General features: G+C 44.5%; 24 protein-coding genes and 2 tRNA genes. 13 read left to right on the top strand and 13 right to left on the bottom strand.

Annotated features, from left to right (window positions below; genetic code table 11):
- Window positions 1-69: 69 nt before the first annotated feature.
- A complete protein-coding gene (pyrR, locus tag QE390_RS18350) occupies window positions 70-606 on the top strand; it encodes a bifunctional pyr operon transcriptional regulator/uracil phosphoribosyltransferase PyrR (protein ID WP_307143239.1) in 537 nt (178 codons plus the stop codon).
- 96 nt (window positions 607-702) lie between these two features.
- Window positions 703-1623 (top strand): aspartate carbamoyltransferase catalytic subunit, encoded by a 921-nt coding sequence (locus tag QE390_RS18345; protein WP_106638305.1) that lies wholly within the window; start codon window positions 703-705, stop codon window positions 1621-1623.
- A 199-nt stretch (window positions 1624-1822) separates the two neighbouring features.
- Here QE390_RS18345 and QE390_RS18340 read toward each other — a convergent pair whose 3' ends face one another.
- Together QE390_RS18340 and QE390_RS18335 are read right to left on the bottom strand one after the other, a co-directional pair.
- Window positions 1823-2788 (bottom strand): sulfite exporter TauE/SafE family protein, encoded by a 966-nt coding sequence (locus QE390_RS18340; RefSeq protein WP_307143238.1) that lies wholly within the window; start codon window positions 2786-2788, stop codon window positions 1823-1825.
- 205 nt (window positions 2789-2993) lie between these two features.
- Window positions 2994-3797, bottom strand: coding sequence for a mechanosensitive ion channel family protein (locus QE390_RS18335; RefSeq protein WP_307143237.1), 804 nt, complete (start codon window positions 3795-3797; stop codon window positions 2994-2996).
- Between the two features lie 285 nt (window positions 3798-4082).
- Here QE390_RS18335 and QE390_RS18330 point away from each other — a divergent pair, with 285 nt between their 5' ends.
- The 4 genes from QE390_RS18330 to QE390_RS18315 all read left to right on the top strand — a co-directional run bounded on the left by QE390_RS18330 (window position 4083) and on the right by QE390_RS18315 (window position 7170).
- The gene (locus QE390_RS18330) at window positions 4083-4322 is read left to right on the top strand and encodes a hypothetical protein (RefSeq protein WP_106638283.1); all 240 of its coding nucleotides are present in this window, start codon (window positions 4083-4085) and stop codon (window positions 4320-4322) included.
- A 37-nt stretch (window positions 4323-4359) separates the two neighbouring features.
- Entirely contained in the window at window positions 4360-5574 is a 1215-nt protein-coding gene (locus tag QE390_RS18325) for a sterol desaturase family protein (RefSeq protein ID WP_307143236.1), read from the top strand.
- Window positions 5575-5666: 92 nt separating this feature from the next.
- The gene (locus tag QE390_RS18320) at window positions 5667-5984 is read left to right on the top strand and encodes a phosphoribosylpyrophosphate synthetase (protein WP_106638284.1); all 318 of its coding nucleotides are present in this window, start codon (window positions 5667-5669) and stop codon (window positions 5982-5984) included.
- A 43-nt stretch (window positions 5985-6027) separates the two neighbouring features.
- Window positions 6028-7170, top strand: a complete 1143-nt coding sequence (locus QE390_RS18315; protein WP_307143235.1) for a methionine aminotransferase — start codon at window positions 6028-6030, stop codon at window positions 7168-7170.
- A 148-nt stretch (window positions 7171-7318) separates the two neighbouring features.
- Here QE390_RS18315 and QE390_RS18310 read toward each other — a convergent pair whose 3' ends face one another.
- Together QE390_RS18310 and QE390_RS18305 are read right to left on the bottom strand one after the other, a co-directional pair.
- A complete protein-coding gene (locus QE390_RS18310; protein WP_307143234.1) occupies window positions 7319-7933 on the bottom strand; it encodes a redoxin domain-containing protein in 615 nt (204 codons plus the stop codon).
- Between the two features lie 38 nt (window positions 7934-7971).
- A tRNA-Cys gene (locus tag QE390_RS18305) sits at window positions 7972-8045 on the bottom strand.
- Between the two features lie 250 nt (window positions 8046-8295).
- Here QE390_RS18305 and QE390_RS18300 point away from each other — a divergent pair.
- Window positions 8296-9057, top strand: a complete 762-nt coding sequence (locus QE390_RS18300) for a YwqG family protein (protein ID WP_307143233.1) — start codon at window positions 8296-8298, stop codon at window positions 9055-9057.
- 306 nt (window positions 9058-9363) lie between these two features.
- Here the strand turns inward: QE390_RS18300 and QE390_RS18295 are convergent, their stop codons facing one another.
- The gene (locus QE390_RS18295; protein ID WP_307143232.1) at window positions 9364-10233 is read right to left on the bottom strand and encodes a nucleoside phosphorylase; all 870 of its coding nucleotides are present in this window, start codon (window positions 10231-10233) and stop codon (window positions 9364-9366) included.
- Window positions 10234-10371: 138 nt separating this feature from the next.
- On the opposite strand from QE390_RS18295, the gene QE390_RS18290 reads away from it, so the two are divergent.
- Window positions 10372-11838, top strand: a complete 1467-nt coding sequence (locus tag QE390_RS18290) for a gluconokinase (protein WP_307143231.1) — start codon at window positions 10372-10374, stop codon at window positions 11836-11838.
- Here QE390_RS18290 and QE390_RS18285 read toward each other — a convergent pair.
- The 6 genes from QE390_RS18285 to QE390_RS18260 all read right to left on the bottom strand — a co-directional run bounded on the left by QE390_RS18285 (window position 11833) and on the right by QE390_RS18260 (window position 17507).
- Window positions 11833-12306 (bottom strand): GNAT family N-acetyltransferase, encoded by a 474-nt coding sequence (locus QE390_RS18285; protein ID WP_307143230.1) that lies wholly within the window; start codon window positions 12304-12306, stop codon window positions 11833-11835. The two genes, QE390_RS18290 and QE390_RS18285, sit on opposite strands and share 6 nt — an antisense overlap.
- 125 nt (window positions 12307-12431) lie before the next feature.
- A complete protein-coding gene (locus tag QE390_RS18280; RefSeq protein WP_307143229.1) occupies window positions 12432-14684 on the bottom strand; it encodes a xanthine dehydrogenase family protein molybdopterin-binding subunit in 2253 nt (750 codons plus the stop codon).
- The gene (locus QE390_RS18275; protein ID WP_106638292.1) at window positions 14681-15670 is read right to left on the bottom strand and encodes a xanthine dehydrogenase family protein subunit M; all 990 of its coding nucleotides are present in this window, start codon (window positions 15668-15670) and stop codon (window positions 14681-14683) included. Before QE390_RS18275 ends, QE390_RS18280 begins: the two co-directional genes overlap by 4 nt.
- Window positions 15670-16188 (bottom strand): (2Fe-2S)-binding protein, encoded by a 519-nt coding sequence (locus QE390_RS18270; RefSeq protein WP_106638293.1) that lies wholly within the window; start codon window positions 16186-16188, stop codon window positions 15670-15672. Before QE390_RS18270 ends, QE390_RS18275 begins: the two co-directional genes overlap by 1 nt.
- A gap of 393 nt (window positions 16189-16581) precedes the next feature.
- Complete coding sequence (locus QE390_RS18265) at window positions 16582-16992, bottom strand: response regulator (RefSeq protein ID WP_106638294.1); 411 nt, start codon at window positions 16990-16992, stop codon at window positions 16582-16584.
- A gap of 77 nt (window positions 16993-17069) precedes the next feature.
- Window positions 17070-17507 (bottom strand): response regulator, encoded by a 438-nt coding sequence (locus QE390_RS18260; RefSeq protein WP_157830462.1) that lies wholly within the window; start codon window positions 17505-17507, stop codon window positions 17070-17072.
- Window positions 17508-17984: 477 nt separating this feature from the next.
- On the opposite strand from QE390_RS18260, the gene QE390_RS18255 reads away from it, so the two are divergent.
- Window positions 17985-19292, top strand: coding sequence for an MFS transporter (locus QE390_RS18255; RefSeq protein ID WP_307143228.1), 1308 nt, complete (start codon window positions 17985-17987; stop codon window positions 19290-19292).
- Between the two features lie 30 nt (window positions 19293-19322).
- Window positions 19323-19397, top strand: a tRNA-Val gene (locus tag QE390_RS18250).
- 96 nt (window positions 19398-19493) lie between these two features.
- Here QE390_RS18250 and QE390_RS18245 read toward each other — a convergent pair.
- Window positions 19494-19919: a response regulator gene (locus QE390_RS18245; RefSeq protein WP_106638296.1), complete on the bottom strand. Its 426-nt coding sequence runs from the start codon at window positions 19917-19919 to the stop codon at window positions 19494-19496.
- A 495-nt stretch (window positions 19920-20414) separates the two neighbouring features.
- On the opposite strand from QE390_RS18245, the gene QE390_RS18240 reads away from it, so the two are divergent.
- Together QE390_RS18240 and QE390_RS18235 are read left to right on the top strand one after the other, a co-directional pair.
- A complete protein-coding gene (locus QE390_RS18240; protein ID WP_307143227.1) occupies window positions 20415-23909 on the top strand; it encodes a PAS domain S-box protein in 3495 nt (1164 codons plus the stop codon).
- Window positions 23910-23990: 81 nt separating this feature from the next.
- Window positions 23991-24233, top strand: a complete 243-nt coding sequence (locus QE390_RS18235) for a hypothetical protein (RefSeq protein WP_106638298.1) — start codon at window positions 23991-23993, stop codon at window positions 24231-24233.
- 42 nt (window positions 24234-24275) lie between these two features.
- On the opposite strand, the gene QE390_RS18230 is transcribed toward QE390_RS18235, so the two are convergent.
- Window positions 24276-25211, bottom strand: coding sequence for a hydrogen peroxide-inducible genes activator (locus QE390_RS18230; RefSeq protein ID WP_307143226.1), 936 nt, complete (start codon window positions 25209-25211; stop codon window positions 24276-24278).
- 202 nt (window positions 25212-25413) lie between these two features.
- Between QE390_RS18230 and QE390_RS18225 the strand changes: the two genes are divergently transcribed.
- A complete protein-coding gene (locus tag QE390_RS18225; protein ID WP_307143225.1) occupies window positions 25414-25968 on the top strand; it encodes a peroxiredoxin in 555 nt (184 codons plus the stop codon).
- Window positions 25969-26000 lie beyond the last annotated feature (32 nt).

The following is a 26000-nucleotide window of genomic DNA, read 5'->3' as shown; positions in this document are numbered from 1 at the left end:
AATTGAAAAGCGAATTTCGCCCCTTAGGATTCCTAAATCCTAATTTCGTTTGCCTAATTTTGCCATCCTATGCAGCGACGATTGCTTCTTGCCAGTCCCTTGTTGGAAATCACAATTAGTCGATTGTGCCAACAACTTATTGAGAATCACCAATTATTTGCAGATACCGTTATTCTGGGTCTGCAACCCCGGGGTATTCATCTGGCCCAACGAATTCATCAGGAACTACAACAGACCACCGAAACGACTATCCCTTTCGGTTGGCTCGACGCTACTTTTCACCGGGACGACTTCCGCCGCCGGGAGTCAATCGTTCGTCCGAACCAGACTAAAATTCCTTTTACCATTGAAGGGAAAAAGGTAATTCTGGTGGACGACGTGATTGCGACAGGTCGGATGGTACGGGCCGCTCTGGATGCCATGACCTTCTTTGGTCGCCCGGAACGCATTGAACTGGCGGTATTGATTGACCGTCGATACAATCGTGATATTCCTCTCGCTCCAGATTACGTAGGTATGAAAGTCAACACGCTCGATACGCAGCGGGTAATCGTGGAATGGAAAGAACAAGGCCACGAGAAAGACGGTATTTGGCTCAGTGATTAATGGAATAGATGTTTCCCCCTCCGATCTTTTTGAGGGGGCTTTTTTTGAATACACCATTTGTTTTCGCTCATCAACGGAAACTTAATTTATACGAACGTGCTAAGTACAAGACATTTACTAGGCATTAAAGACCTCACTGAAGAGGATATTCAGCTCATCTTCCAAACCGCTGACGAGTTTAAGGAAGTGCTCAATCGCCCCATTAAGAAGGTTCCTTCCCTGCGTGACCTTACCATTGCAAACGTCTTTTTTGAAAACTCTACGCGTACCCGTCTGTCGTTTGAGCTGGCCGAAAAACGTCTTTCTGCTGACGTAATTAATTTTTCATCTTCAGGAAGTTCGGTAAAAAAAGGGGAGACCCTGCTGGATACGGTGAATAACATCCTGTCTATGAAAGTAGATCTGATCGTGATGCGTCACAGTTCACCCGGAGCACCGCATTACCTGTCTACACGCATTCCTGCTAATGTGGTAAATGCGGGCGACGGTACGCACGAACACCCCACGCAGGCCTTGCTGGATGCATTTTCCATTCGTGAAAAACTGGGTGATGTGGCGGGTAAGAAAGTGGCGATCATTGGCGATATTTTACACTCTCGCGTAGCACTTTCGAATATTTTCTGTCTGAAAAAACTGGGTGCCGAAGTAATGGTTTGCGGTCCGAGCACGTTGATCCCTCGGTACATTCGTGATCTGGGCGTCATCGTTTCGCATGACGTTCGCGAAGCCTTACGCTGGTGCGACGTAGCGAACGTACTACGGATTCAACTGGAACGTTTGCAGGTGAAGTACTTTCCAAGTCTGCGGGAATATTCGTTGTATTATGGCATAACCAAAGCCATGCTGGATGAACTGGATAAACCCATTGTATTAATGCACCCCGGCCCCATTAACCGTGGGGTGGAGTTAAGCTCCGATGCCGCCGATTCTCCCGAGCATTCCATTATTTTAAATCAGGTAGAAAATGGCGTAGCTACGCGGATGGCAGTGTTATATCTATTGGCTGCTCAGCGATAATAGATTCATCGCGTTCGTTAATCGAATGCGTAGGGAAGTGGTAGTCATACCTGTAATAATAGGTTGACTAATAATTGATTTTGTGCGGATTAGACGCGATTGATCGCGTCTCTACAGTAAAAAAGGGATCGAATTTCGATCCCTTTTCTTTTTTATCTACATATAACTCAAAACCCAAAACAAATAAACTCCAAACGCTCTACCCAATCAGTCGTTTCAAGCTAGCTAGGATCACCACAATACCTACCATAATCATCATGGCCTTGAGGGGTAACTTACTGGCCAGACGAGCCGCGATGGGAGCCGCAATCACTCCTCCGAGAATTAAGCCCAGGATTACCTGCCACTGCGAAAGTCCGATGACTAAAAAGAAAGTCAAGGAAGAAGAGAAGGAGATAAAAAATTCAGCCAGATTGACCGAGCCAATCGTATACCGGGGATGCCGACCCGAAGCAATCAGAGTAGATGAAACGATAGGTCCCCAGCCGCCACCGCCAATGGAGTCCATAAATCCACCAAACCAGGCCAAGGGGCCAATCATTTTGATCGGGTTCTTTTTCTGACGCTTGGTGAGGGCTTTGCGGATAATGACGATCCCCAGGATGAGGGTATAAACGGAGACGGCGGGTTTTACGTAATCCATGTATTCTTCCAGCACCGAAGAAAGTAAATAAGCCCCTAATACCGCTCCAATGACGCCGGGAATCAGAATAACTTTAAATAGCTTGGCATTCACGTTACCGTATTTCAGGTGCATATAACCCGAAACGCCGCTGGTAAATATTTCAGAAGTATGGACACTCATGGAAATCACGGAAGGGGAAACGCCTACGCCAGCCAGAAAAGTAGCGGCTGAAACGCCATACGCCATGCCCAGAGCTCCATCTACCATCTGAGCCAGAAAGCCACCGAGAACATACCACAGAATATCAACGGTAATAGAATTGAAAGCGGTAATGATGTTCTCTACTGTCAGAAATTTGAAGATCAAATGACCAACAATCATTAATGCCAGGGCATTAACTATATGAATAAAAACCTCCGCAGGTTTACGTTCTCTTTTCCAGAGCGTAATGATGGCTTCTTCAAACGGGTTTTTTCGACGCACTTTAGCTTTGGAAGGTCTAGGTTGGGTCGATTGAATGAGGTCTGGCGTGGATTCCATGCAGTATTGTTTACCTACAAAAATAGTAGAGTATTTACTACTCCACCAAATTAGTAGAATAATATATTCACGATTTAACAAATCCTTAAGCTTGCAGACGATGCTGGTAGATGTGTAATGGTCTGTATTTTAGATGGTTATAGTAATTTTCATAAAAAAGGGAGCTTCCTGAAAGCTCCCTTTTTTATGAAAATTAAAATGATCGCTACTGTTTGATGTAAATCACTTTTTGTGCGGCCTGAATGCCATCCTGATCAAATTGCCGTTTGATTTGTTCCTGCATAAAGTAATAAGTATCCCAGTAATGAGCAGGAGTGGTCCAGACACGAACATCATACGTAGCCGAATCGGGCTGAAGTTTGGTTAGTAACACATCGTGTGGTCGGTCTTTCAGAGCATGAGGGCAAGCGTCTACCGCTTTCTGAATGGCCGATTTGGTGGCTTCCAAGGTATTCTGACTTCCCACCCCAAAGACCATATCCACCCGGATTATACCTTTGCCGGAAATATTCGTTAAAGGGCTGGTCGATAGGGGCCCGTTGGGGATAATGATGGTTTTATTATCGGGAGTAACTAAAATGGTGTTAAAAATCTGAATGGCTTCCACGACCCCTGTAAATCCCTGAGCTTCTATCAAGTCACCCACCCGAAAAGGTTTAAAAATCAGAATCAACACGCCTCCTGCAAAGTTCGCCAGACTTCCCTGCAAGGCCAGCCCTACGGCTAAACTCGCCGTACCCAGAATGGCTACAAAAGAGGTCGTTTCAATCCCCAGAATGCCCGCACAGCTCAGCAGAAGCATGACATTCAGTAGGACATTAATCATGGAAGAAAGAAAAGGTTGTACGTCCCGATCGATCTTACTTTGATTCATGCGACTGGACAAAAACCGGATCAATTTTCCGATGATAAAACGACCGATCAGAAATGTAGCTAAGGCAAGTAATACTTTCCCGCCGTATTGGGATATAGCCAGAAGGGCAACGTTTTTAGCGTTTTCTAAATCCATTTTGGATTACTATTAAGGGTAAAGGCTGCTTTTAAATCGGGGTAATATTAAAGCTTATTGTCTAATATAATAACTAATATCAATATTTATTAGTAAACGGTACGTTTGGCTCTGATACAGAATTGGTAAAAAGAGGGGGGATTTTTGAACTAAAAAAGCTAAAGCTGCTTTTAAAAAGTAAAACTCTGATTGTCAAATATTTAAAATATTTAACATATAAAAGTATATTAATCTACTTATTTTATAGGATAAATAGTTTTAATTTGCTGTATCAACCGAAAAGCCATGAACAATCCTATTATTGACTTAAAAATTCAGGGTAATTCCAGCCGCCTGCTGGTATATGAAGTACTGAATGCCGTTAGCCGCCGAAAAGGGAATCGCGTTCGCCAGGTCGATTTCGATTATCAGGAGCATACCCAACGCGGCATCATCAAAGTGGAGCTACATGAACCTGAACAAGTATTAATTCGAAGAATAATGGCCGTTTCCGGCGTTTCTAAAGTGTTCCCGATTACCGCATAAGATTACCCAATTTTTTGCGTACATAACCATAAATTCTATGAAAGGTCTGGACTTCAACATTCTCGCCTTTGCCATCCCACTATTCGTTTTTTTCATTGGCTTAGAGTATTATCTATCCTTACGTCAACAAAAAAAAGTCCATCACTTTGCCGATTCCGCTACCAACGTTGGGGTAGGCATAGCCGAACGGCTTAGCGACTTGTACGTTAGCAGTCTTTTCTATTACGTCTTCGACTTTATTCATCAGCATTTTGCCCTTTTTGACATTAAGGAGAACGCCTGGACGTTTATTCTGCTTTTTCTGGCGACAGATCTGGTCTGGTACTGGTACCACCGCTTTGCCCACGAGATTAACCTTTTCTGGGGTGTTCACGTGGTGCATCATCAAAGCGAGGAATTCAATTATACCGTTGCCGCACGGATCACGGTTTTCCAGGCCATCGTCCGGGGAGCTTTCTGGTGCGTCTTACCGCTAATTGGATTTTCTGCGGAGATGATTACGGTGTTATTACTCATTCACGGAGCCTATCCCTTCTTTACGCATACCCAATTGGTAGGAAAATTGGGCTGGCTGGAATACATTTTCGTTACTCCTTCGCACCACCGCGTTCATCACGCCAGTAATGAAATATATCTTGATAAAAACTACGGCGATGTGCTGATTATCTGGGATAAGATTTTTGGTACGTTCGTCGAAGAAACCGAAACGCCAGTCTATGGCTTAACGAAGCCTTTAAAGAGTTATAGTTTTCTCTGGCAGCATTTCCATTTTTTAATGGAGATTGCACTTTCAGTGAAAAAGACGCCCGGTTTTCTCAATAAACTCGGTGTCGTTTTTGGAAAGCCAGCTAACTTCGATCCTAATGTCAGGGGAGAACTGGAGGAAATATTTCTGTCTCAACAACCGGAAGTGGTGGTCAGTCGCCACATGCGAATTTACGTTATTGCTCAACTGGTGGCCGTTTCCGTTCTGCTCTTTTTCCTGATTTTACTGGATCATTACTGGCCCTCAAGTATTCGTATCGGCGGCGGCGTTTTTATTCTGCTAACGCTGATTAACATCGGTGCGATTTTAGAAAAAAAAACCTGGGTTTTGTATCTGGAGTACGCTCGCATTTGTGGCCTGATTCTGATGTTCTATGCTTTTACCGAAAATGCCTGGCTATTAGTGGGACTAAACGTGATTAGCGTAGTACTAGTCTTTACTTCGGGTTTTCTGCGTCGTCAATACGTGCATTGGGTGTACGAATAAATCAATGATGAAATCATCAGTTAGCAGTGAAGAACTACGAGCAAAACCAGTACCTTGCCCGTAGTTCTTCACTTTTTAACCTATAGGCAACGATGGCACAACCAACAGAAGAAACCCTGATCCAGGTGCTGGAACGATTGAAGAAAGAAGGATTTACGCTGGATTTTAATCTCGAACCAGATTCCATTCATTGTTCGCAGGAAAACCTGCGACTGAAACCTGAAGCGTTTGAAATAGTAGAAACGGTGCGACTGGAAGGTATGTCCGATCCTGATGATAATGTAATTGTGTACGCAATTGAATCTCGCGACGGCGAGAGAGGAGTGTTGATCTCGGCTTATGGGGTCTATGCGGAAGAAAGCACGAGTGCCGAACTGGCGGCTAAGCTGGCCGTGAATCGCGAGTCCTGATTCACCGTTTAATGGATATTCACATTTATTAGTTTTTCTCCCTTTGAAAACGAAATTACCGAACGTCGGTACGACTATCTTCACGACGATGTCGCAACTGGCCCAGCAACACGGGGCTTTAAATTTGTCACAGGGTTTTCCGAGTTTTGATGCCGCCCCGGAGTTAATCAATCGGGTCGAGACCTACCTTCGAAAGGGAGTTAATCAGTATGCTCCAATGACGGGTGTGGCTCCGTTGCGTGAAATGCTGGCTCAGAAAACCGAACAGATTTCGGGGCTGATTTACCATCCTGAACGAGAAATTACGGTTACTTCTGGAGCAACCGAAGCTCTTTTTGCTGCTATTTCAGCGGTGGTTAGTCCGGGCGATGAGGTTATAATCTTTGAGCCAGCGTATGATAGCTACGTTCCGGCGATTGAACTGAACGGCGGTGTTCCGGTTTTTATCAGTTTGCAAGCCCCTGATTTTAAAGTTAGTTGGTCGGAAGTGTCCGAAAAAATAACGGATCGAACTCGGCTGATGATCATTAATACGCCGCATAACCCGACGGGTCAGGTTTGGCATAAGGACGATCTGAATCAGTTAGCAAGATTGATTAAAGAGCGGGAAATTTACCTTGTAGCCGATGAGGTCTATGAACACATTACCTTCGATGGAATTCCTCATGTTTCAGTAGCCCAACATCCCGACTTAATGGAACGAACGTTCGTCTGTAGCTCTTTTGGCAAAACGTTTCACATCACGGGCTGGAAGGTGGGTTACTGTCTCGCTCCGGCAGAATTGAGCACTGAATTTCGAAAAATTCATCAATACCTGACCTTCAGTACCGTTACTCCCATTCAGTTCGCTTTAGCGGACTACTTGCAGGAACCGGAGCATTACCTTTCCGTTGCAGAATTTTATCAGCAAAAACGGGATTTTTTTCTTGAGAATCTCGAAGGTTCGGCCTTTAGCTGGAAGCCTTCGCAGGGTACGTTTTTCCAGAGCCTTTCGTATCAGGGGTTAAGTGAAGAAGGGGATGCCGAATTAGCCATTCGATTAACCAGAGAATACGGCATCGCTTCCATTCCGACCTCCGTTTTTTATCAGCAAAAAACCGATCAAAAACTGTTGCGATTCTGCTTCGCAAAGGATAACGACATGCTGCAACAAGCGGCAGAACGACTATTAAAAATTCAGTGGTAATGCCTTCAGAATCATAAACTAACTAAAAATGCCGCCGGAAGATCCAGTGGCATTTTTTTCCTTGATTGCATACACACTTACTTAATAGTCAAATTCTGAAAAAACAGAACATGGTTTTGGTTAAGTAAAACCTTATCTCTCGTACTAACTAACGATTAACGTATAGGGCAGTTAGTAAGGCCCGGGCATTGGGAGCTAGTTCGAGGTTTTCGTCAACAAAGTCATAGACGATTTTTCGCTGACGGTTAATGACGTAAACGGCGGGTATATAGGCGTCGTCGGAAATGCCGGAGACCCGTTCCCAAAGGGGGTGAAAATCAGAGTAAACCCCAAAACTGCGGGCAATCTGATTGTGGCGATCATAAGCCAGATTAAAATCCAGGTCTTCGTAATCAGCCAATTGTTGCAGCATAGGAGCAGGCTCGTTGGAAAGTACCAGTAACTCGCCACCTAATCCCTTAATGCTTTGGTTGAGGGTTTGCAGCACCCGTAAATGCTTGGGAGCATAGGCGTTCCAGCAGGGGCAATAGAAACTCAATACCAACGGTTTTTTCTGAACCAGTTCTGCCAGACTTAGCTCATGCCGACTTTGAAACAGATCTGCCAACGAGGCATTCCAGACCCCAGAGCTCGCTTTTAGCGAGAAGGAAGGAACCGTCTGACCTTCCTTGAAAGGGCTTACGCGTTCGGGTCGTTTATTAATCAGAGGCTTAATTTTTACTGTATTAATTTGCCCCGCTTCATCTTCAATTTCGTATAACATGGCAATAAGCGTTTATAGTCTGTCAGGAGGATGCGATCTGGTGGCTGTGGCGGGACTCGAACCCGCGTCGGAAGCTTTGCAGGCTTCTGCCTCACCACTCGACCACACAGCCCGTGTTGTGGTTGGATGATGCAAATATATATGAAAATATATTATCTATAGAATTAGTAGAGTAATAATTTTTTAGAAATTTATAAAGTCACCTATGAGAGTAAGATAGGTATTTAGTAATCAAACAGTTAGAGTATAATTCTTAAAAAAAGAATACGTACGGAGAATGCAGTCATTCATTACCCTGTAACTTCAGCAATGAAAAATAGCCTACAGATCATAAGTTTTACGATCCTACTCACCTATAAGTCATGATGAACTTTCCCGAATTTCTTAGTCCCTATCAGGCAGACCTGGAGAAATATAAAATGGAGACGGTACTGATCAATGCTACTCCAATTGCCAATGGCGAGTCCTTAAGTATTACGCAAAGCAAATTTTTAGGCCTGCCTTTTCTTCCGGTCGGTATGGATTATCCCGAAGACAGTAAGGGAACCCCCATGATTCTACTGGCTCAGATTAATTTTTCGGAACTGCCTTCTTTACCTGAGTACCCTTCCGAGGGTATTCTGCAATTATTCGTATCACCCGACGATTGGTATGACATGGAGGAATACGCCGTTTTATACCATGAAAATTTGACGCAGGAACCTCAGAAAGACTTTTCTTTTCTAACTGATGATTTTTACCTGGACAGTCCCATTTTAAGCGAACACGCCTTGCAGTTTGAAAAAAGCGTAGAATATGGTGGTGTAGCGGATGAGCGGTTTGATTATATGTTTGGTGAACAGGACTATTGGGATTTTGAAGAATCATTAGCTGAAGAAGAGGCAAAACAACTGGGCACCTTTTTTACATCGGGGGGCAGTAAAGTAGGAGGGTATGCCTATTTCACACAGCAGGATGTTAGATCTTACAGCCCGTATAAGAAAAATGATTTGCTGTTATTACAAATTGATAGCGATGAAAAGATCATGTTTGGCGATTCAGGCGTAGCTAACGTGTTTATTAATCCAGATGATCTAAAGAAGAAGGACTTTTCAAAGGCCTACTTCTATTGGGACTGCTACTAATGGTTGACTTCTACCGCTGCCAGCCAAACACGTCCAGCTTTACTGAAGAGGTAGTTTGATCATGCCGCTGCCAGCGTTGCCCGACCAGCTTTTTCGCTGGCAGCAACAGCTTACTTGACCAAAATAGACCTCATAGCCTAAGTTATTGCTGCCAGCGAAAAAGCTGGCAGCGGTGAACTAGAGACTATTTTTTGAGAAATAAATTTATTTGATAAACAACTAACAACTAACAACTAACAACTAACAACTAACAACTAACAACTAACAACTAACAACTAACAACTAACAACTAACAACTAACAACCGCTAAATCAACCAGTCCAGAGTATCGCGGATTAGTTTTTGAACGACTTGCTCCGGGGCAGGAGCAAACTCGTTACTGACCCGATTCGCTACAATAGCACTCAGTGAAAGCATTTCGTGTCCGAGCATTTTTCCAAATAAATAATAAGCTGCTGTTTCCATTTCGAAATTGGTAATTCGATTCCCATTCCAGTTGAACTGATTCAGCGTGTCGATGCTATTTAGAATTTTCGGGGCCAATCGAAGGCTGCGTCCCTGCGGGGCGTAAAAGCCGGGGCAGGTTAACGTGATCCCGGCAAAAACGTTGGGAATGAGTCGGGTAGTGAACCCATCGAGTAAGGTTTGAGAACCATCAACGGCGTAAGGCTGTAACCTTAATTGCAGGACATCTTTTAATTCCTGACAAAATTCGGGATACCAGCGTGATTCGTCGGTATCATAAAAATCAAGTAAGCCGTCCAGACCCACCCCTGAGCTGGATGCCACTACCGATCCCACCGGAATATCGTATTGCAAACTTCCTGAAGTACCAATGCGGATGATTTTCAGAGGATTAAGAGAAGGCAGCGGTTCGCGACGTTTAAGATCAATGTTCCGAACGGCATCTAGTTCCGTCATGACGATCTCTACATTATCCGAACCAATGCCTGAAGAAACCACGGTTAACCGCTTTTTTCCAATAGAACCGGTGTGCGTTACAAACTCGCGGTGCTGTTTTTTTATTTCAATTCGATCAAAAAACTGGGAAATCATTCCGACCCGGTCGGGGTCTCCAACAACGATTACGGTATCTGCTACCTCTTCTGGCAAGAGTTTTAAGTGATAAATACTACCGTCGGGATTGAGAATTAATTCAGAAGCTGGATAGGGCATGGCTTTTACAAATCAATGAAAGTACTAAGTTTGAGAAACGATTAGGGAGGCCGCGATGGGTTCCTCCGCCTAAACTTAACAGAATTATACCAAAACCAGTGAATAGGTTCATGGGTATATCATAATCAGAAAAAAACGTTGGAATACTGGATTGGAATAGATATCGGAACCACGAACACCAAAGCCGTTGCTTTTGATGATTCAGGAGTGGTAAAAAGTCAGCATAATCAGGGGTATGAAATGATTCACCCGGAACCTGATTTTAGCGAAATGGACGCTAGAGTAATCTGGGAAGCAGTAGAGAATTGTTTACAAAAGGTTATCAAGGAGCTGGATGCTCCCGTTCGGACGATCACGTTTTGTGCGGCCATGCATAGCCTGATGGCGGTAGATGCGGAGGGAAATCCGCTCACTAATCTGATCATCTGGGCGGATAATCGAGCTACGGAAGAAGCAGATTCTTTAGTCCATAGTGAAACAGGTAAACAGATTTACGAAGCCTGCGGAACGCCCCTCCATCCGATGATTCCGCTTTGTAAGTTAATGTGGTGGCAAAAACACGAGCCAAACCTGATTCAAACGGCCTTCAAATTTGTTGGGATCAAAGAATACATCTGGTATAAGCTCACGGGCGAATGGGTCATTGATTATTCCCTGGCCTCGGCTACGGCGATGTTTGATATCCATAAGCTGGTGTGGAACGAACTGGCTCTGAAGACCGCTGGCATCACGGCTGATAAGCTTTCCAAACCCGTTTCTACCTATTATTCCGTTTCGGAAATCAATCATGGGGTACTGGATTTATACGAATCATCCATCGAAAAAGTAAAAGATACGCAGTGGGTAATCGGGGCTTCGGATGGTTGCCTGGCTAATCTCGGAACAGGGGCCGTAACGCCCGGTCGGGTAGCCATTACCATCGGCACCAGCGGAGCCGTGCGGGTAAGTTCGAAAAAGCCCATTCTGGACAATCAGAAACGGACGTTCTGCTATTTACTGGATGAAGAGACGTATATCATTGGGGGAGGAACCAACTCCGGTGGAGTGGTTTTTCAATGGTTACGGGATGAATTTTTCCCGGGGCAGTCGGAAGATGAACTCACTGAGAAAGCATCGAAAATTCCCGTGGGCTCACTAGATTTAGTGTTCCTGCCGTACTTACTCGGTGAGCGGGCTCCGATCTGGAATGTTCACGCCAAAGGTAGTTTTTACGGGCTGACGCTTCAGCACACTTCAGCCCATTTCATTCGGGCCGTTCTGGAAGGTATTTGCCTGCATACGTATTCCATCGTTCGGATTCTGGAAGAACGGGAAGACGTGCATGAAATCTACGCTTCGGGTGGTTTTGCCAAGAGCGAACGCTGGGTGCAGATGCTGGCCGATGTGTGCGGAAAAACGGTTTGTTTGCCCGAAAGCGTAGAAGCTGGTGCTTGGGGGGCTGCCTTGATGGGCATGAAAGCCGCCGGATTTATTCAGGACCATCAGGAAAAGCTGAAAGGTCTGAAGGTGGATCGTTCGTTCAAGCCTAATCCAGAGAACGCGGCTCAATACCAGCAAATTTTTGAGCGATTCATGAAGCTGTACGAAGCGACTAAATCATTATAAATCAAGCTTCATGTAAACCACCTCAGCCAGGGGATTGAAAACATAAGGTTCGGTGGGCTCGAATCCCAGTGATTGGTAAAGACGAATAGCGGAGGTTAATCGTTCCAGACTATCGAGTTTCATGGTCTGGTAGCCCGCTTTTCTGGCGTAATGGATGACTTCCTCGGCCAGTTTTCGGCCCAATCCGGTGCCGCGTTGACTAGAATGGACGAACAAGCGTTTCATTTCGCAAACGCCGGATTCTTTTAGAGGTTTAAGGGCCACGCAACCCACCACCTGATCGTTTTCGTCCTCGGCCAGAATGACGCATCCAGCAGGAGAACCGTATAACTCAGGTAATATCTGTAACTCGTGCTCGAAATTCTGAAACGATAAATCTATACCCAAACCCAGAGCATACTGATTAAAAATAGATCGAATTTTTTCAACGTCTTCAGGGGAAAAAGGACTGTATCGAAGGGTCACCATTTATTGTCTTGGGTTTAAAGTGTTGAGTTTTTGATTCGTTTTTGTTTTATAAATCATTATTAGATTATATACAAAAGGCCAGCCTGAAACGTTTCAGGCTGGCCTTTTTATTACCGAAGAATTGACTACTCTACAACCAGATCTTCCATAATGATCTTGTCCAGGGTGACGGGTAATTCGTGGATGCGTTTGCCCGTGGCGTGGAAAATAGCGTTGACGATGGCCGGAGTTACGCCAACAACACCAATTTCGCCCAGGCCTTTAATGCCCATCGGATTTACGACATCATCGTTTTCTTCCACGAAGATCACTTCCATCTCAGCCGGAATGTCTGCATTGACGGGAATATGATATTCGGCGTAGTTATGGTTCATAAATCGGCCAAAGTTTGAATCTACCTGACTTTCTTCTTCCAGAGCCTTACTAATGCCCCAAACCATTCCGCCCAAGATCTGGCTACGGGCTGTCTTCGGATTGAGAATTTTACCGCCAGCGATAGCACTGACCATTCGACTCACCCGAACCGTTCCGAAATCTTCATCTACCCGAACTTCTACAAAAACGGCCGAGTGCGTGTTCCGGGCATAATCCATTTGCTTGAGCATGTTGGGTAAGGCTGTCGAAGTATCCTCCAGGTAGTTTTCACCCGCTTGCTTCAGAATATCGGAGTAGGAGATACAAATCTCAGGATCCGCTTTGAGGCGAATTTTTCCATCAGCAAATTCCAGATCTTCCTGCGGGCGGTCAGCCAAAGGAGCGTAACTGGTACGGGAAAGTAGCTTAAGTAACTTTTCCCGAATATTCTCGCAGGTAATCCGAACGGCATTTCCTACGGACGCTGCCGTCGCCGAACCGCCTTCCAGGTAGGCAAGGGGCAGGGACGAATCACCTAACTTGAAAGTCACTTGCTCCATGGGCATTCCAAGCGTTTCGGCTGCAATCTGCGTCATGATGGTATAGGTGCCGGTTCCAATATCGGAAGTTCCGCTGCTTACCGTTAGCTTTCCATCTGCCGATAAAAATGCCTTCGCTCGGGAGGGAACGAACATGGCATCCCACATACCCGTGGCCATGCCCCAGCCAATCAATGTTTTACCCTCCCGCAGGGATCGGGGTTCCGGGTTCCGCTTCGACCAACCGAACTTCTCGGCTCCCTGCTGGAAACAGGCTTTCAGTTCCTTGCTTGAATAAGGTTTGCCCTGATTGGCGTCTTCTTCGGTGTAATTTTTTAAACGTAATTCCACCGGATCCATGCGGAGTTTATAAGCCAGTTCATCCATCGCACATTCGATGGCATACACTCCCGTTGCTGCTCCGGGAGCCCGCATATCCAGGGGCGTGTACAAATCACCTGCAATGAGCTTATAGTCGTAGGAAACGTTATCGCACTTATACATCGCTCCCGACCAGTCTACAATGGTCTCTGTATAATTTTCAAAACGGGACGTTTCAGAATAGGCCGCGTGATTCAGGGCCTGTAAGGTGCCATCCTGAGACGCTCCTAGTGACAATTTCTGTAGCGTTGCCGGGCGGTGGCCGAAGGAAAACATTTGCTGGCGGGTAAGGGTAACCCGCACCGAACGCTTTAATTCCAACGCAGCCAGCGTTGCCATAAATAGTTGATATTGGGGACGTAAGCCCGAGCCAAAAGCTCCACCCACAAAAGGAGAGACGATCCGAACCCGTTTCTTCGACAAACCAAAAATTCCGGTTACGTAATTCTGGCTGTTAAATACTCCCTGGGTTTTGTCGTAAATCGTTAGATGATCGTCAGCTTCGTAAATAACCGTCGAAGCATGCATTTCCATGGGATTGTGGTGTTCCGCTCCGTGGTAATAACTGGTCTCGAACCGCACGTCAGACTTCGCAAATTCCTTCGCAAAATTGCCTCGGTTTTTAGGTTTCTTATACCCCTGTTTTCCCTTACCGGGATCGAAAGCTTTATCGAGATGATCCCGAATTTCTACCTCAACCGGGCCTTCGGTTTCGTAGTCTACCTTAACCAGTGTAGCGGCATAACTAGCCAACTCAAACGTTTCAGCCACTACCAAAGCAATGGGTTGCTGACTGAATTTAATTTCCGGTCCGTTCAGAGGACGGAAGGGAGAGCCCGGCGGCGAGTCCTGGTCTTTATAACTTTTATCAAACCAGGCCAGACCTGAGACATTGTTATGCGTAAAAACCTGAATCACTCCCTCTAAAACCAAGGCTTCAGAAGTATCGATAGCCGTTATTTTGCCTTTAGCAATGGTGCTGGAAACAACCACGCCATACGCCAGATCTTCGGTTTGAAATTCGGCGGCATACTTGGCTTGTCCCGTTACTTTGGCCCGACCGTCTACCCGACGCGTCGCCTGGCCGATATATTTATTACTCATGAAAGATGTACGTTTTCGGTGGCTTCAGATAAGGCTCGGATGATGGCTCGTTTGGCCAACTCAATCTTGAACGTGTTATGACCATACCCCTGGGCGTTTGCCAGGATTGTTTCCGCAACCTGTTCAAAATTCTCTTCTGTCGCTTTTTTGCCTTTCAGTAACGATTCAGCTCCCTGATCTCGCCAGGGTTTATGAGCCACGCCACCGAGAGCTATACGGGCATCAGTAATGGTATCTCCGTCCAGTTCCAGAGCCGCAGCTACCGACACTAAGGCAAAGGCATACGACTGACGATCCCGGATTTTGATATACGTAAAGTGATCTTTGAATCCTTTTTCTGGTAACTCAATTCCCGTAATTAATTCATCGGACTCCAGGGTATTGTCTTTTTCTGGATGCATTTCCGGCAAGCGATGGAAATCGTTAAAGGCAATGGTTCGATCTCCATTGCGGCCACTGACGTGAACGGTTGCGTCCAGAGCTGCCAGAGCTACGCACATATCAGAAGGATGGGTAGCGATACATTCAGAACTAGTACCAAGAATGGCATGAATCCGATTGTATCCATTGATAGCTGAACAGCCCGAACCGGGTTCGCGTTTGTTACAGGGCGTAGCCGTATCGTAGAAGTAATAACAGCGGGTGCGTTGCATGAGGTTACCTCCATTGGTAGCCATGTTCCGCAACTGAGGGGAAGCTCCGGCAAGAATGGCTTTTGCCAGTAGAGGGTAACGCTCTTCAATCAGTGGATGATATGCCGTTTCTGCGTTAGTCATCATGGCTCCAAGTAGCAGGCCACCGGATTCCGTTTCTTCGATTTCATGAAAAGGCAGATGGTTCACATCAATGAGCAACTGCGAATGCATGACGTTTTCCTTCATCAAATCAATCAGATTCGTACCCCCACCAATGTAGTGAGCACGTTCCGTTTTTTCATTCAGGGCGGTATCTACGCCATAAGCTCGTGTGTAGGCAAATGGATTCATTAGGCATTCCTCCCTTCTTTATTAATCACTTCCTCAATGGCGTCCACAATGTTAGTATAAGCACCGCAGCGGCAGAGATTACCGCTCATCAATTCCCGAATTTCGCTGGCGTTGTGAGCTTTGCCTTCATTCATTAATCCTACGGCTGAACAAATTTGTCCGGGCGTGCAATAGCCGCACTGAAAGGCATCATGTTCAATAAAAGCTTCCTGAAGCGGATGAAGTTCGTTTCCCTTTGAAAGGCCTTCAATCGTCTGAATTTCATTGCCTTCCTGCATGACAGCCAGGGTAAGACAGGAGTTAATGCGTTTCCCATTCACCAGCACCGTACAGGCTCCGCACTGACCGTGGTCGCAACCTTTTTTCGTTCCGGTCATATCCAGATGTTCCCGCAGGGCATCGAGTAGAGTAGTCCAGGGAGCAATGGAAATGCGTTTTTCTGATCCATTAATTTTTAAAGTAATGGAGCTCGTTGACGAAACCCCGGTCCGGGGCTCGGTATCAATGACTAGGGACATAGCTTTAAGGTTTCGTTGGATAATGATTAATTACCTTCGGGTAAAACTATGTTCCAGTGAATTATTTTCGGAAACGCGGCAATGGATACCCCAGCACCAGAAGAATTTAGCTCAGGAAAGAGAAGAAACTAAAATTCTGAGGAATTTTCGCGGCTGATGATTCGCACGGAATTCACCAGCGAAACCAATACGACAGCAGTAAGGATAAGAATAATGAACATCATGGCCTCTATCATTTTTAATAGGGGCAAAAAAAATCATTCCTGACCATCAGGAATGATTTGTAGGAATCAGATGTAAGTTCTTGTAATTAGTTAATAATAGATGGTTCGTCAGTAAAATGCTGAACAGCAATTTATTTATTAACTAACAATTATTTATAGAGTAACCGAGCTAGGGTAACTTGGCCGTTAATGACCAGAATTCAAAAACCAGGCTCCAGATTTTTTTGAAATCGTCGTAATTCTGGGGTTTGCCCAGGAAAGAATTGGCACCAGCGATGTAAGCCTGATTAACTAATTTCGGATCATCATTGGCGGACATCATCACAATGGGTAAATGCTTCCATTGCGGGGAGCCCTTTAGCCGGGACATTACTTCGAGACCTGTCAGGTAAGGAAGTTCATAATCGAGAAGCATCAAAGCAGGCTTTACTGGCGAATTTTCAAGAATTTCCATGGCCTTGAGTCCATCTTCAGCAAAAAGAATATTACAGCTTTGGTTACTTTTTTGATAACTCCATTCCAAAAGAAAACGGTGATCGGCGTTATCTTCTACAACCAGAAAGAGCGGTTTGGGCTTCATGATTGTTAGTTATTGGTAGTTGGGAATGATGTCCCGTAGTTAGTTTCGTATAAGAGAGCAAACATAGACATAAAAATCTAGCTTGCAATAAAAGAAGTGCTGGAGATCGGTAGTTTGGCGGTACTAGTCCAGAAATGGTACAACGAGTCCCATACCTTGGAAAGCTTATTAAAATTATCTGGTTTTATCAGATAAGAATTAGCTCCCATGTGGTAGGCCGCGTCAATAGTCTTGGAGTTACTGGAAGTAGTCAGAATCACAATCGGCATAACCCGGTAGCGTTCAGAAACTTTCAGTTTTTGAAGTAACTCCAACCCATTCATGCCGGGCATATTGATATCGAGGAGTAATAAAGAGGGTTGAACAGCGGATTTATCCAGAATGTCCAGAGCCTGTTGACCACTTTCTGCAAAAACAAGATCACAGTTATAAGTCCCTTCGTTATAAGCCATCCCCAGTAAATCCCGATCGTCCTGATCATCATCTACTACTAAAAAAAGAGGCTTGTTATTCATAGTGAGCATAAGATTTGTGAAAAAGCATCAGGAGTCTGATTCACTGGTTTGCACTTGATTTAGCAAAAAAGCTTGAGACATCATGCACAACAACCTTACCTGAACTATGGCGGAAGCGTATAATATCGCTATAATCAGCAATACATTAAAGAAGCATAGCCAAAGGTATCGAATTGACAATGACTAAACTAATTATATATTAATTATAAATAAAATTCTAAACTATAGGAAGGGATTGATTGAAAAAAATGAAGACAGGATCGTTTGTAATTCTTAACTACTTTTAGGCTTGAAAAGGTTCATATTCGATCTCGGATTCCTGGAAATATGCTGAGTATTAAAGAAATTTACCTACTTACACCCCAATTACTCAACCTGGTGAGTTAAAAATGAAAGTAAACAAAGTCACTGCTCATGCATAGTTGAGTATTCACACACTAAACCTATTTCTGCGTTTTTTCCAAATTGTAAAGCTATATGCTGATTAAAAATGATCCTAAAGTGATTCGGGCCTGGTGCTTTTATGACTGGGCCAACTCCGTGCATGCACTCGTCATTGTAACCGCCATTTTTCCCATTTACTTTGGAGCTACTGCCGTTACCAAAGATCCTGATCTGGTTAATTTCTGGGGTTTCGAATTGCAGAATTCGGTGGTCTTTTCCTATGCAGTCTCGGCTGCATTTCTCATCATTGCCCTGACAAGTCCTTTATTTTCAGCGATTGCCGACTATTCTGGTCGCAAAAAGCTTTTCATGAAGTTCTTCTGTTACCTGGGAGCCATCAACTGTGCCCTGCTTTTTTTCTTCACTAAAGAGAATTACATCAGCTCTACATTTTACTTTATTTTTTCGCTGGTGGGCTGGGCCGGAAGCATCGTCTTTTACAACTCTTTCTTACCCGAAATAGTAACCGAAGACCGCTACGATGCGGTTAGTGCCCGAGGTTTTTCGATGGGTTATGTGGGGAGTGTAATTCTGTTAATTTTCAACTTAACTATGGTTTTGAAACCAGAATGGTACGGCATCACTGACGATAGCCTGCCTCCCCGCATTGCTTTTCTTTCCGTCGGAAGCTGGTGGGCAGGCTTTGCTCAGTACACGTTTGCCAATCTGCCCGAAATAGCTTCTGAGAAAAAGGCTGAAGGGAACTGGCTTTTTAATGGCTTTCGTCAGCTAAAGCATGTCATGGGTCAGCTTCAGAATATGCCCATTCTGAAACGTTTTCTGATGGCTTATTTTTGTTACAACATGGGCGTTCAGACGGTGATGTATTTAGCTACCTTGTTCGGCGACAAAGAGTTACATCTCGACTCTGGGTCACTTATTGCGGTATTACTGGTCATTCAGCTCGTCGCTATTCTGGGGGCCTGGCTGTTTGCCAAATGCTCGGCAAAACTGGGTAACTTCAAGGCCTTAATCATCGCTGTGGTCATCTGGATTGGCATTTGCCTGGGGGCTTTCTTCGTCCAAACGGGCAGTCAGTTTTACGTATTAGCCTTTATTGTAGGATTGGTGATGGGAGGTATTCAGGCCTTATCCCGATCCACTTACGCGAAGCTATTACCGGTTAATACCAACGATACGGCTTCGTTTTTCAGTTTCTACGACGTTTGCGATAAAATTTCTACGGTCATCGGCACCTTCGCCTTTGGCGTCGTTATTCAGCTAACCGGCTCTATGCGATACAGTGTGCTGGTTATCGCTGCCGTTTTTGTCGTAGGTTTAATCGTATTGATGCGAATTATTACCTTACAGAAGCAGAAAAAAGCCTTTATTTCACTTTAATGTATTACTTTTGCGACTCAAAACGCTGTTGGAATGTTAGCTCAGTTGGTTTAGAGTATTACCTTGACAGGGTAGGGGTCGTGGGTTCGAATCCCTCACATTCCACAAAAAGAAAAGTCCTCTCGGTGCAAACGGAGAGGACTTTTTCTTTGGTAACGCTCTGTCAAATCCGTCAAAAAACGGATGATCAGTGTATGGTTTTTAGCTAGCTTTCGAAGGTGGTAACTGTACGGTGCGAGTCCAGAAATGATAAACGGCATCCCAGATTTTATGTAAATCCCGAAAGCTATTGGGCTTAACAATGTAAGAATTGGCTCCCATGGAATAAGCCTGCGAAATCGTTTCAGAACGAGAGGTGGTGCTAAGCATAAGAACCGGCATCTTTCTCCAGTCGGAAGAAGACTTTATTTTTTCCAGTAAATCCAGTCCCCCCATTCGCGGCATATTAATATCAAGCAAAGCAATGCTTGGTAAGGTGTGTAGCTGTTGTAATAATTCAATGGCCTGGTGACCATCTTCTGCAAAAACTAATTCACAATCGTAGTCCCCTTCTTCATACGCCAGCTTTAATAAATCTCGATCGTCCTCATCATCTTCAACAATTAAAAACAAGGGCTTAATGAACATGCGATGGCTATTAAAATAGTGGAAAGAATTCTAGTGAAATACTTGTACTGAATCTAAATGGATGAGGAAACAATCCGATCGATGAATGAAGCTCCAAAGGTAATAATTTACTACTAAATAGTATAATAAAAATTGATTAATTATTAAGTCGTTATTGATTTGTGAGGGACTTGTGTAGCCTTGATAAATCATTTTTTTACACAATTGATAAAAAACTTTATAACATATCTTCTTTCCCGAAGCCCTAATGGAATCAGGCATAGTTACACAATAACCTTTCTAAGGTATTAGCAGATAAGGACTTATCTAAACCAATAAAAATGGAGGCAAACGAATGAATGAAAAGGGAGTCGTTTACGGATAAAAACCAGAATTGACGCAGAGATCAAACAGAATCGAAACTTGTTAGTTTACCATAAAAATAAGATATATACAGATTTGTCTTCAACTGTATTACGTGAGTAATGCCAGCCGAAAAAAGAACCGAGTAATAGTATGAGTAAGGATCGAACCGAATGGCTGGCCCGGCTAGCTCCCCAGGCAAACTGGGACTGGAATTTGAAGACTGATCAGTGGTGGAATAATGATGATTTTGAAGCGAATTTTGGTTCTTTACCTCTGGAAGAAGGGCAATCGCTGAAAAAATATATTCAAAACAGAATTCATCCTGAAGATGTTTTTAATGTTCGATCAGAGCTAAAAAAAGCATTTAAAAGTAACCAGGACGTCTGGTCGGAAGAGTTTCGTTTACTACTGCCGAACCAAACCTGGGCTTATGTACGGGCCAAAGCCTATTTGGTGAGAGAAGAAGGAGGTGTGGGTCGCATGGTTGGTACGCTGGAGGATTTGACAGAGACTAAGGGTTTAAAGGAAGAGTACCAACAGTATAAAGAATACATCAGTCTGGCTCTACTTTCTGCGGGCGTTGGGATATGGAGCATGTCTCTCAAAAATCGCATGATTACCTGGGACGCTCAATGCCAAAAATTATTTCATTCGACTGATTCTTCGTTGTTATTAGATGATTTCCTTTCCCACGTGCACCCGGAGGACCTCCCTGTACTGAAAGCGGGAATAGAGAACCCGCAAAAAGCCGGCACAGCCGATGCCGCCAGCATTGATTTTCGCTACGTATTGCCCAATCAGACGTTACACATTCGGCTGATTGGAAAGGCTTATTATAGTCCCGAGGGAATTATCGATTATTTCACGGGTGCTGTGCGGGACGTTACCGAAGACAAACGAAAAGAATCCGCTCTGAAAAATGTGGAAAAGCAGTTTCAGGCGGCCTTCGACTATGCCCTGCTCGGTATTGTTATTGCAGATACGGATGGTAATTTTCTTCTGGTCAACAAAGCTTTTACTGAGCTGACCGGTTACGCCGCCGATGAATTGTATCAGGGGAATTATAAACTCATTACTTATCCCGAAGACCTTAACCATCAGCCCTGGGTTAATAGCCTGATTACGGGGAAAGAAACTACGTTTACGCAACAAAAACGATACATTCGGAAAGATGGCAAGGTGATCTGGGTTGTTTTACATACCACACTGATCCTGGGGGATGAGCCCAAAGAAAGCCGATTTTTCTCGATTATCCAGGACGTTACAGAAGAAGTATCGGCCCGAGATCAACAGAAACGCTTACTGGCTTTAGTTGAAAATAGCTCGGAATTCATGGCGATTTTTACGCTACATGGTGACCTGACCTACATTAATCAGGCGGGGCAAAAACTGGCCGGAATTGAAGCTGAAGATTTAATACTGAGCCGCAGAATTTCTGAGTTTTTTTCGACCGAGCAGTATCAGTCTCTGGAGAAAACTGTTTTGCCCGCTATGGTTATAGAAGGACACTGGGCAGGTGAAATTCAGATTCGGCACTTCAAAACGGGTGAAATTATTCCGGTTTACGCCAACGGTATTCTTATTCGGGATGAGTCTAACAATGAACCCATCGCAAGAGGGTTTATGCTGCGGGACCTGCGAAAAGAAATCCTGACCCAGCAGGCTTTAAGTGAAAGCGAAAGTCGTTTTCGAAACCTCGTCGGACAGGCTCCGGTGGCCATTGGCCTTTTAAAAGGCTGGGATATGGTCATAGAAACCGCTAATGAATCCATTCTGAACCTGTGGGGGAGAGATGAGAAGATCATTGGTATGCCCCTAATGGACGCATTACCTGAGTTAAGAGGACAGGGATTTCTGGAGCTTTTACGGGACGTATATCGAACGGGTAAGCCTTTTTACGGATACGAAATCTTGACGCAGGTCATTCGTAATGGGCAAAAAGTAGCCTGTTACTTTAACTTCGTTTATGCGGCTGTACGTGATTCCGATGAACAAATCATAGGCGTAAGTATTGTAGCTACCGAAGTTACCGATCAGATTAAATCAAAGAAAGAGTTACAGTTTAGCGAAGAGCGTTTCCGTAGCTTTATTGTTAATTCGCCTACGCCTATTGCCATTTACGAGGGAACTGAAATGAGGATTCGCATGGCTAATCAGGCCGTGCTGGATACCTGGGGCCGGGATGCTTCCGTGATTGGGAAAACCTTTCGGGAAGTATTGCCAGAACTCGATTCTCAGGAATTTTACAAATTACTCGATCAGGTATATCAGACGGGAGTGCCGTATGTCGCTACGGAAGATCGGGTGGACCTGATGATTGGCGGCAAACTCCAGACCCATTATTTCAGCTTTGTGTATAAAGCACTTCGGAATTCGAACGGGGTAATTTATGGAGTTATGAATACGGCTACCGACGTTACGGCTCTGGTAAATGCCAAACAGCAGGTACAGGATGCTGAACAAAACCTCCGGTCCGCCATTGCTCTGGCCGAGTTAGGAACCTGGAGCCGCCATTTGGTCACGGATACCCTCACGTATTCTGATCGGGTTTCAGACTGGTTTGGTTTTAAAAATTCCAGCCATGGCTTTTCTGCTTTCATGTCAGCCGTACATCCAGAAGATCGTGAACGGGTTTCTGGCGTAGTCAAGCAGGTCTTAACCCCTGGTATGAAAGATCATTACTCCATTGAATTTCGGGTAATTCATCTGAAAACAGGTGAAGAAAGAAGCGTTCAGGCTCAGGGGAAAGTTTCTTACGATCAGCAGGGAAAACCGTATTTGCTAAGTGGAACTGTTCGGGACGTCACCGCCGAAAAACGCACGGCAAAAGAGCTGGAACGGTTGGTGAGCATCCGAACGATGGAATTGCAGAAAGCCAACGAGTTATTGCAGGCCTCTAATCAGGAACTGGAGCAATACGCTTACGTAGCTTCCCATGATTTGCAGGAGCCATTGCGTAAAATCCGAATGTTTTCGGGGATTATTCAGGAAATGCCCCAACTGCCAGAAGCAGCCCGGACTTCGCTGGCAAAGGTTGTTAATTCTTCCGAACGAATGACCTTATTAATCAAAGATCTGCTGGAATTCTCCCGCTTGCTAAAGTCCGATCGGGTTTATACGATGACCGATCTCAATGAGGTAATTCGAAATGTGATTAGTGATTTTGAATTATCCATTCAGGAAAAATCGGCCCGCATCCAAGTAGATCGTCTGCCTCAGATCGAAGCCGTTTCGTTACAGATGAACCAACTGTTTTATAATCTGATCAGTAATGCCCTTAAGTTTACCAGACCCGGTGAAACGCCCCAGGTAATCATTGCCTGCCGGGTAATGTCTGCAGAAGAGGTAAAACAGCAAGGCTTGATTTTTAAAGAGGAGCGGTATTATGATGTGACGGTTAGTGACAATGGGATTGGCTTTCAGGCTCAATACAAAGAGCAGATTTTTGAAGTATTCAAACGACTTCACACCCGCGAGACGTACCCGGGAACGGGTGTAGGGCTGGCCTTGTGTAAAAAAATCGCCATTAATCACGGCGGGGTGTTATGGGCAGAATCTGAGGAGGGCAAGGGATCGGTGTTTCATATCATACTTCCTGAAAAACAGATTATTAAGTCAGACCATGTGCCTTATGAGCTTCATTAAAAAGGCTCTTTTCAGAATAAAAAAAGGCTGGTGGCATTGATTTTTCTACTATAGTCTGTATCATATAAAAACCGTATAGCTATGGAAAATTCAGAAAATATTCAAAATGATCAGAAACCACATCAGCAAAATCCATCCCTGTCGGATGACTCAGCAACGTATGATCGTTCTCAACCCGTAGAAGTAGAAAATGAGGGGGAACGTCCGAAAAAAGAACCGCTGGGCGGATTGGAAGTAATCCCACATGATCCCAACGTTTCTTATACGTCCAGCGACGAAGAAGCTGATATTATTCGGGAAGAAAAAGCGAAGAATCATCAATAAAAACGAGAGCCCTACTGATCATCAGTAGGGCTCTTCTGTTAACTAGGGCGTAACCACGGACCGTTCCTGCATTTGCAGCATTTTGGGCGGTACTACTTTTTGAATTTCATCGGAAAGAGCCGCTACGATCTTTTCTTTCAGGTAATTGCGATTGGTAACCAGCCCAATTTCCCGTACCGGAGCCGGCGTTTTGAAATAACGAATCAGTTCTACCTGATCTTCATCAAAATCCTGCGTGGCTAATTCGGGTAAGATCGTGAGTCCGCCCGAGGTATTAACCATTTTTTTCAGCGTCTCCAAACTACCCGCTTTATACTCAAACTGATGCAATTGAGCCGCTTGCCGGGTTAACTGACACAGATTCTCAATTTGCGAGCGTAAGCAATGGCCCTCTTCGAGTAACCATAACTCGTTCGGGTCCAGCTCTTCGGGCAGGGCGTATTTCTTCTTGAATAAGGCATTCGCAGGAGAAACGTACACGAGTAACTCTTCGTAGAAAAGAGGATACTCCTTCAGTAAATCATCCTGTGAAGGCGTCGCCATCAGGCCAATGTCTAATTGCCCATTCTTTAGTTTTTCGATGATACTTTCAGTGGTCTGTTCCGTAATTTTCAGACGTATATCTTTATAAGCATCCAGAAAATTTTTCAGAAACAAAGGAACCAGATAAGGAGCCACCGTTGGAATAACACCCAAACGTACCTCGCCCGAAAGCTCATTCTTCCGTTCATCCACAATGGCCTTCAGTTTCTCGCAGGACTGTAAAACCTGTCGGGCCTGCTGAACGATTAGTAAGCCAATCTCCGTAGGCTGAGTAGGCTGCTTTTTCCGATCTAATAATTGTACCTCGAGTTCGTCTTCCAGTTTCTGAATTTGCATACTCAAGGAAGGCTGCGTAACGGAGCAGGCTTCGGCGGCTTTTCCGAAATGACCGTAGTCCGTAATGGCCACTAAATATTCAAGCTGAGTGATGGTCATTAGAAAAACTTATTCTTTCTTAAGAATAATTGATTTGTTCGATGAAGCAAAGTTGGCTTGTTTTGCAACGCAAACCAAATAAAACATTTCTAAGAGCAATGGTAATCAGTTCCTAGAAATGAAAACAAAAATAGTATTATTTTTATAATTATTTGGTTTTAAAGGTTATTGAATTTCAATTAAAAAATAAAATCTTCTTCCCATGGCAAATGGTATGCTGGGCTTAGGTGCCCAATTCCCTGAATTCAAAAAAACGTCTGTAGTTTCCCTTGAAAAAGGTAATGAATTCTACGACATCACGAACGAAGATCATAAAAACGCTGGCAAATGGATGGTAATGTTCTGGTGGCCAAAAGATTTCACATTCGTATGTCCAACGGAAATTGCTGCATTTAACCAAAAATTTGCTGATTTCTCTGACCGTGATGCCATCCTGATCGGTGCTTCTACGGATAGCGAATTCGTTCACGCAGCTTGGCGTCGTAACCACGATGACCTTCGTGACCTGAAATTCCCAATGCTGGCGGATACTTCAAAATCTTTAGCTGAAGAGCTGGGTATCTTAACGGCTGATGAGAAAGTAGCTTACCGTGTTACGTATATCGTTGATCCTCAAGGTATCGTTCGTTGGGTAGCTGCCAACGACCTGAGCGTAGGCCGTAATGTTGACGAAGTTCTTCGTGTATTAGATGCTCTTCAGACGGACGAACTTTGCCCTTGCAACTGGGTAAAAGGTGAAGAAACCCTGAATGCATAAGTGAGATATTCATTCTCCCATTGATACCATAA

The organism is Siphonobacter sp. SORGH_AS_1065 (genome assembly GCF_030818595.1).
Lineage (GTDB): Bacteria > Bacteroidota > Bacteroidia > Cytophagales > Spirosomataceae > Siphonobacter.
This window is presented reverse-complemented; position numbering and strand designations above follow the sequence as displayed.

Coding starts and splice junctions, on each gene's coding strand:
- QE390_RS18330 (WP_106638283.1), top strand. CDS start 4,083: ATGAACAATCCTATTATTGACTTAAAAATTCAGGGTAATTCCAGCCGC.
- QE390_RS18285 (WP_307143230.1), bottom strand. CDS start 12,306: ATGGTGACCCTTCGATACAGTCCTTTTTCCCCTGAAGACGTTGAAAAA.
- QE390_RS18270 (WP_106638293.1), bottom strand. CDS start 16,188: ATGTCCCTAGTCATTGATACCGAGCCCCGGACCGGGGTTTCGTCAACG.
- QE390_RS18325 (WP_307143236.1), top strand. CDS start 4,360: ATGAAAGGTCTGGACTTCAACATTCTCGCCTTTGCCATCCCACTATTC.
- QE390_RS18265 (WP_106638294.1), bottom strand. CDS start 16,992: ATGAAGCCCAAACCGCTCTTTCTGGTTGTAGAAGATAACGCCGATCAC.
- QE390_RS18300 (WP_307143233.1), top strand. CDS start 8,296: ATGATGAACTTTCCCGAATTTCTTAGTCCCTATCAGGCAGACCTGGAG.
- QE390_RS18230 (WP_307143226.1), bottom strand. CDS start 25,211: ATGACCATCACTCAGCTTGAATATTTAGTGGCCATTACGGACTACGGT.
- QE390_RS18275 (WP_106638292.1), bottom strand. CDS start 15,670: ATGAATCCATTTGCCTACACACGAGCTTATGGCGTAGATACCGCCCTG.
- QE390_RS18310 (WP_307143234.1), bottom strand. CDS start 7,933: ATGTTATACGAAATTGAAGATGAAGCGGGGCAAATTAATACAGTAAAA.
- QE390_RS18340 (WP_307143238.1), bottom strand. CDS start 2,788: ATGGAATCCACGCCAGACCTCATTCAATCGACCCAACCTAGACCTTCC.
- pyrR (WP_307143239.1), top strand. CDS start 70: ATGCAGCGACGATTGCTTCTTGCCAGTCCCTTGTTGGAAATCACAATT.
- QE390_RS18245 (WP_106638296.1), bottom strand. CDS start 19,919: ATGTTCATTAAGCCCTTGTTTTTAATTGTTGAAGATGATGAGGACGAT.
- QE390_RS18240 (WP_307143227.1), top strand. CDS start 20,415: ATGAGTAAGGATCGAACCGAATGGCTGGCCCGGCTAGCTCCCCAGGCA.
- QE390_RS18225 (WP_307143225.1), top strand. CDS start 25,414: ATGGCAAATGGTATGCTGGGCTTAGGTGCCCAATTCCCTGAATTCAAA.
- QE390_RS18335 (WP_307143237.1), bottom strand. CDS start 3,797: ATGGATTTAGAAAACGCTAAAAACGTTGCCCTTCTGGCTATATCCCAA.
- QE390_RS18320 (WP_106638284.1), top strand. CDS start 5,667: ATGGCACAACCAACAGAAGAAACCCTGATCCAGGTGCTGGAACGATTG.
- QE390_RS18260 (WP_157830462.1), bottom strand. CDS start 17,507: ATGAATAACAAGCCTCTTTTTTTAGTAGTAGATGATGATCAGGACGAT.
- QE390_RS18295 (WP_307143232.1), bottom strand. CDS start 10,233: ATGCCCTATCCAGCTTCTGAATTAATTCTCAATCCCGACGGTAGTATT.
- QE390_RS18235 (WP_106638298.1), top strand. CDS start 23,991: ATGGAAAATTCAGAAAATATTCAAAATGATCAGAAACCACATCAGCAA.
- QE390_RS18255 (WP_307143228.1), top strand. CDS start 17,985: ATGCTGATTAAAAATGATCCTAAAGTGATTCGGGCCTGGTGCTTTTAT.
- QE390_RS18280 (WP_307143229.1), bottom strand. CDS start 14,684: ATGAGTAATAAATATATCGGCCAGGCGACGCGTCGGGTAGACGGTCGG.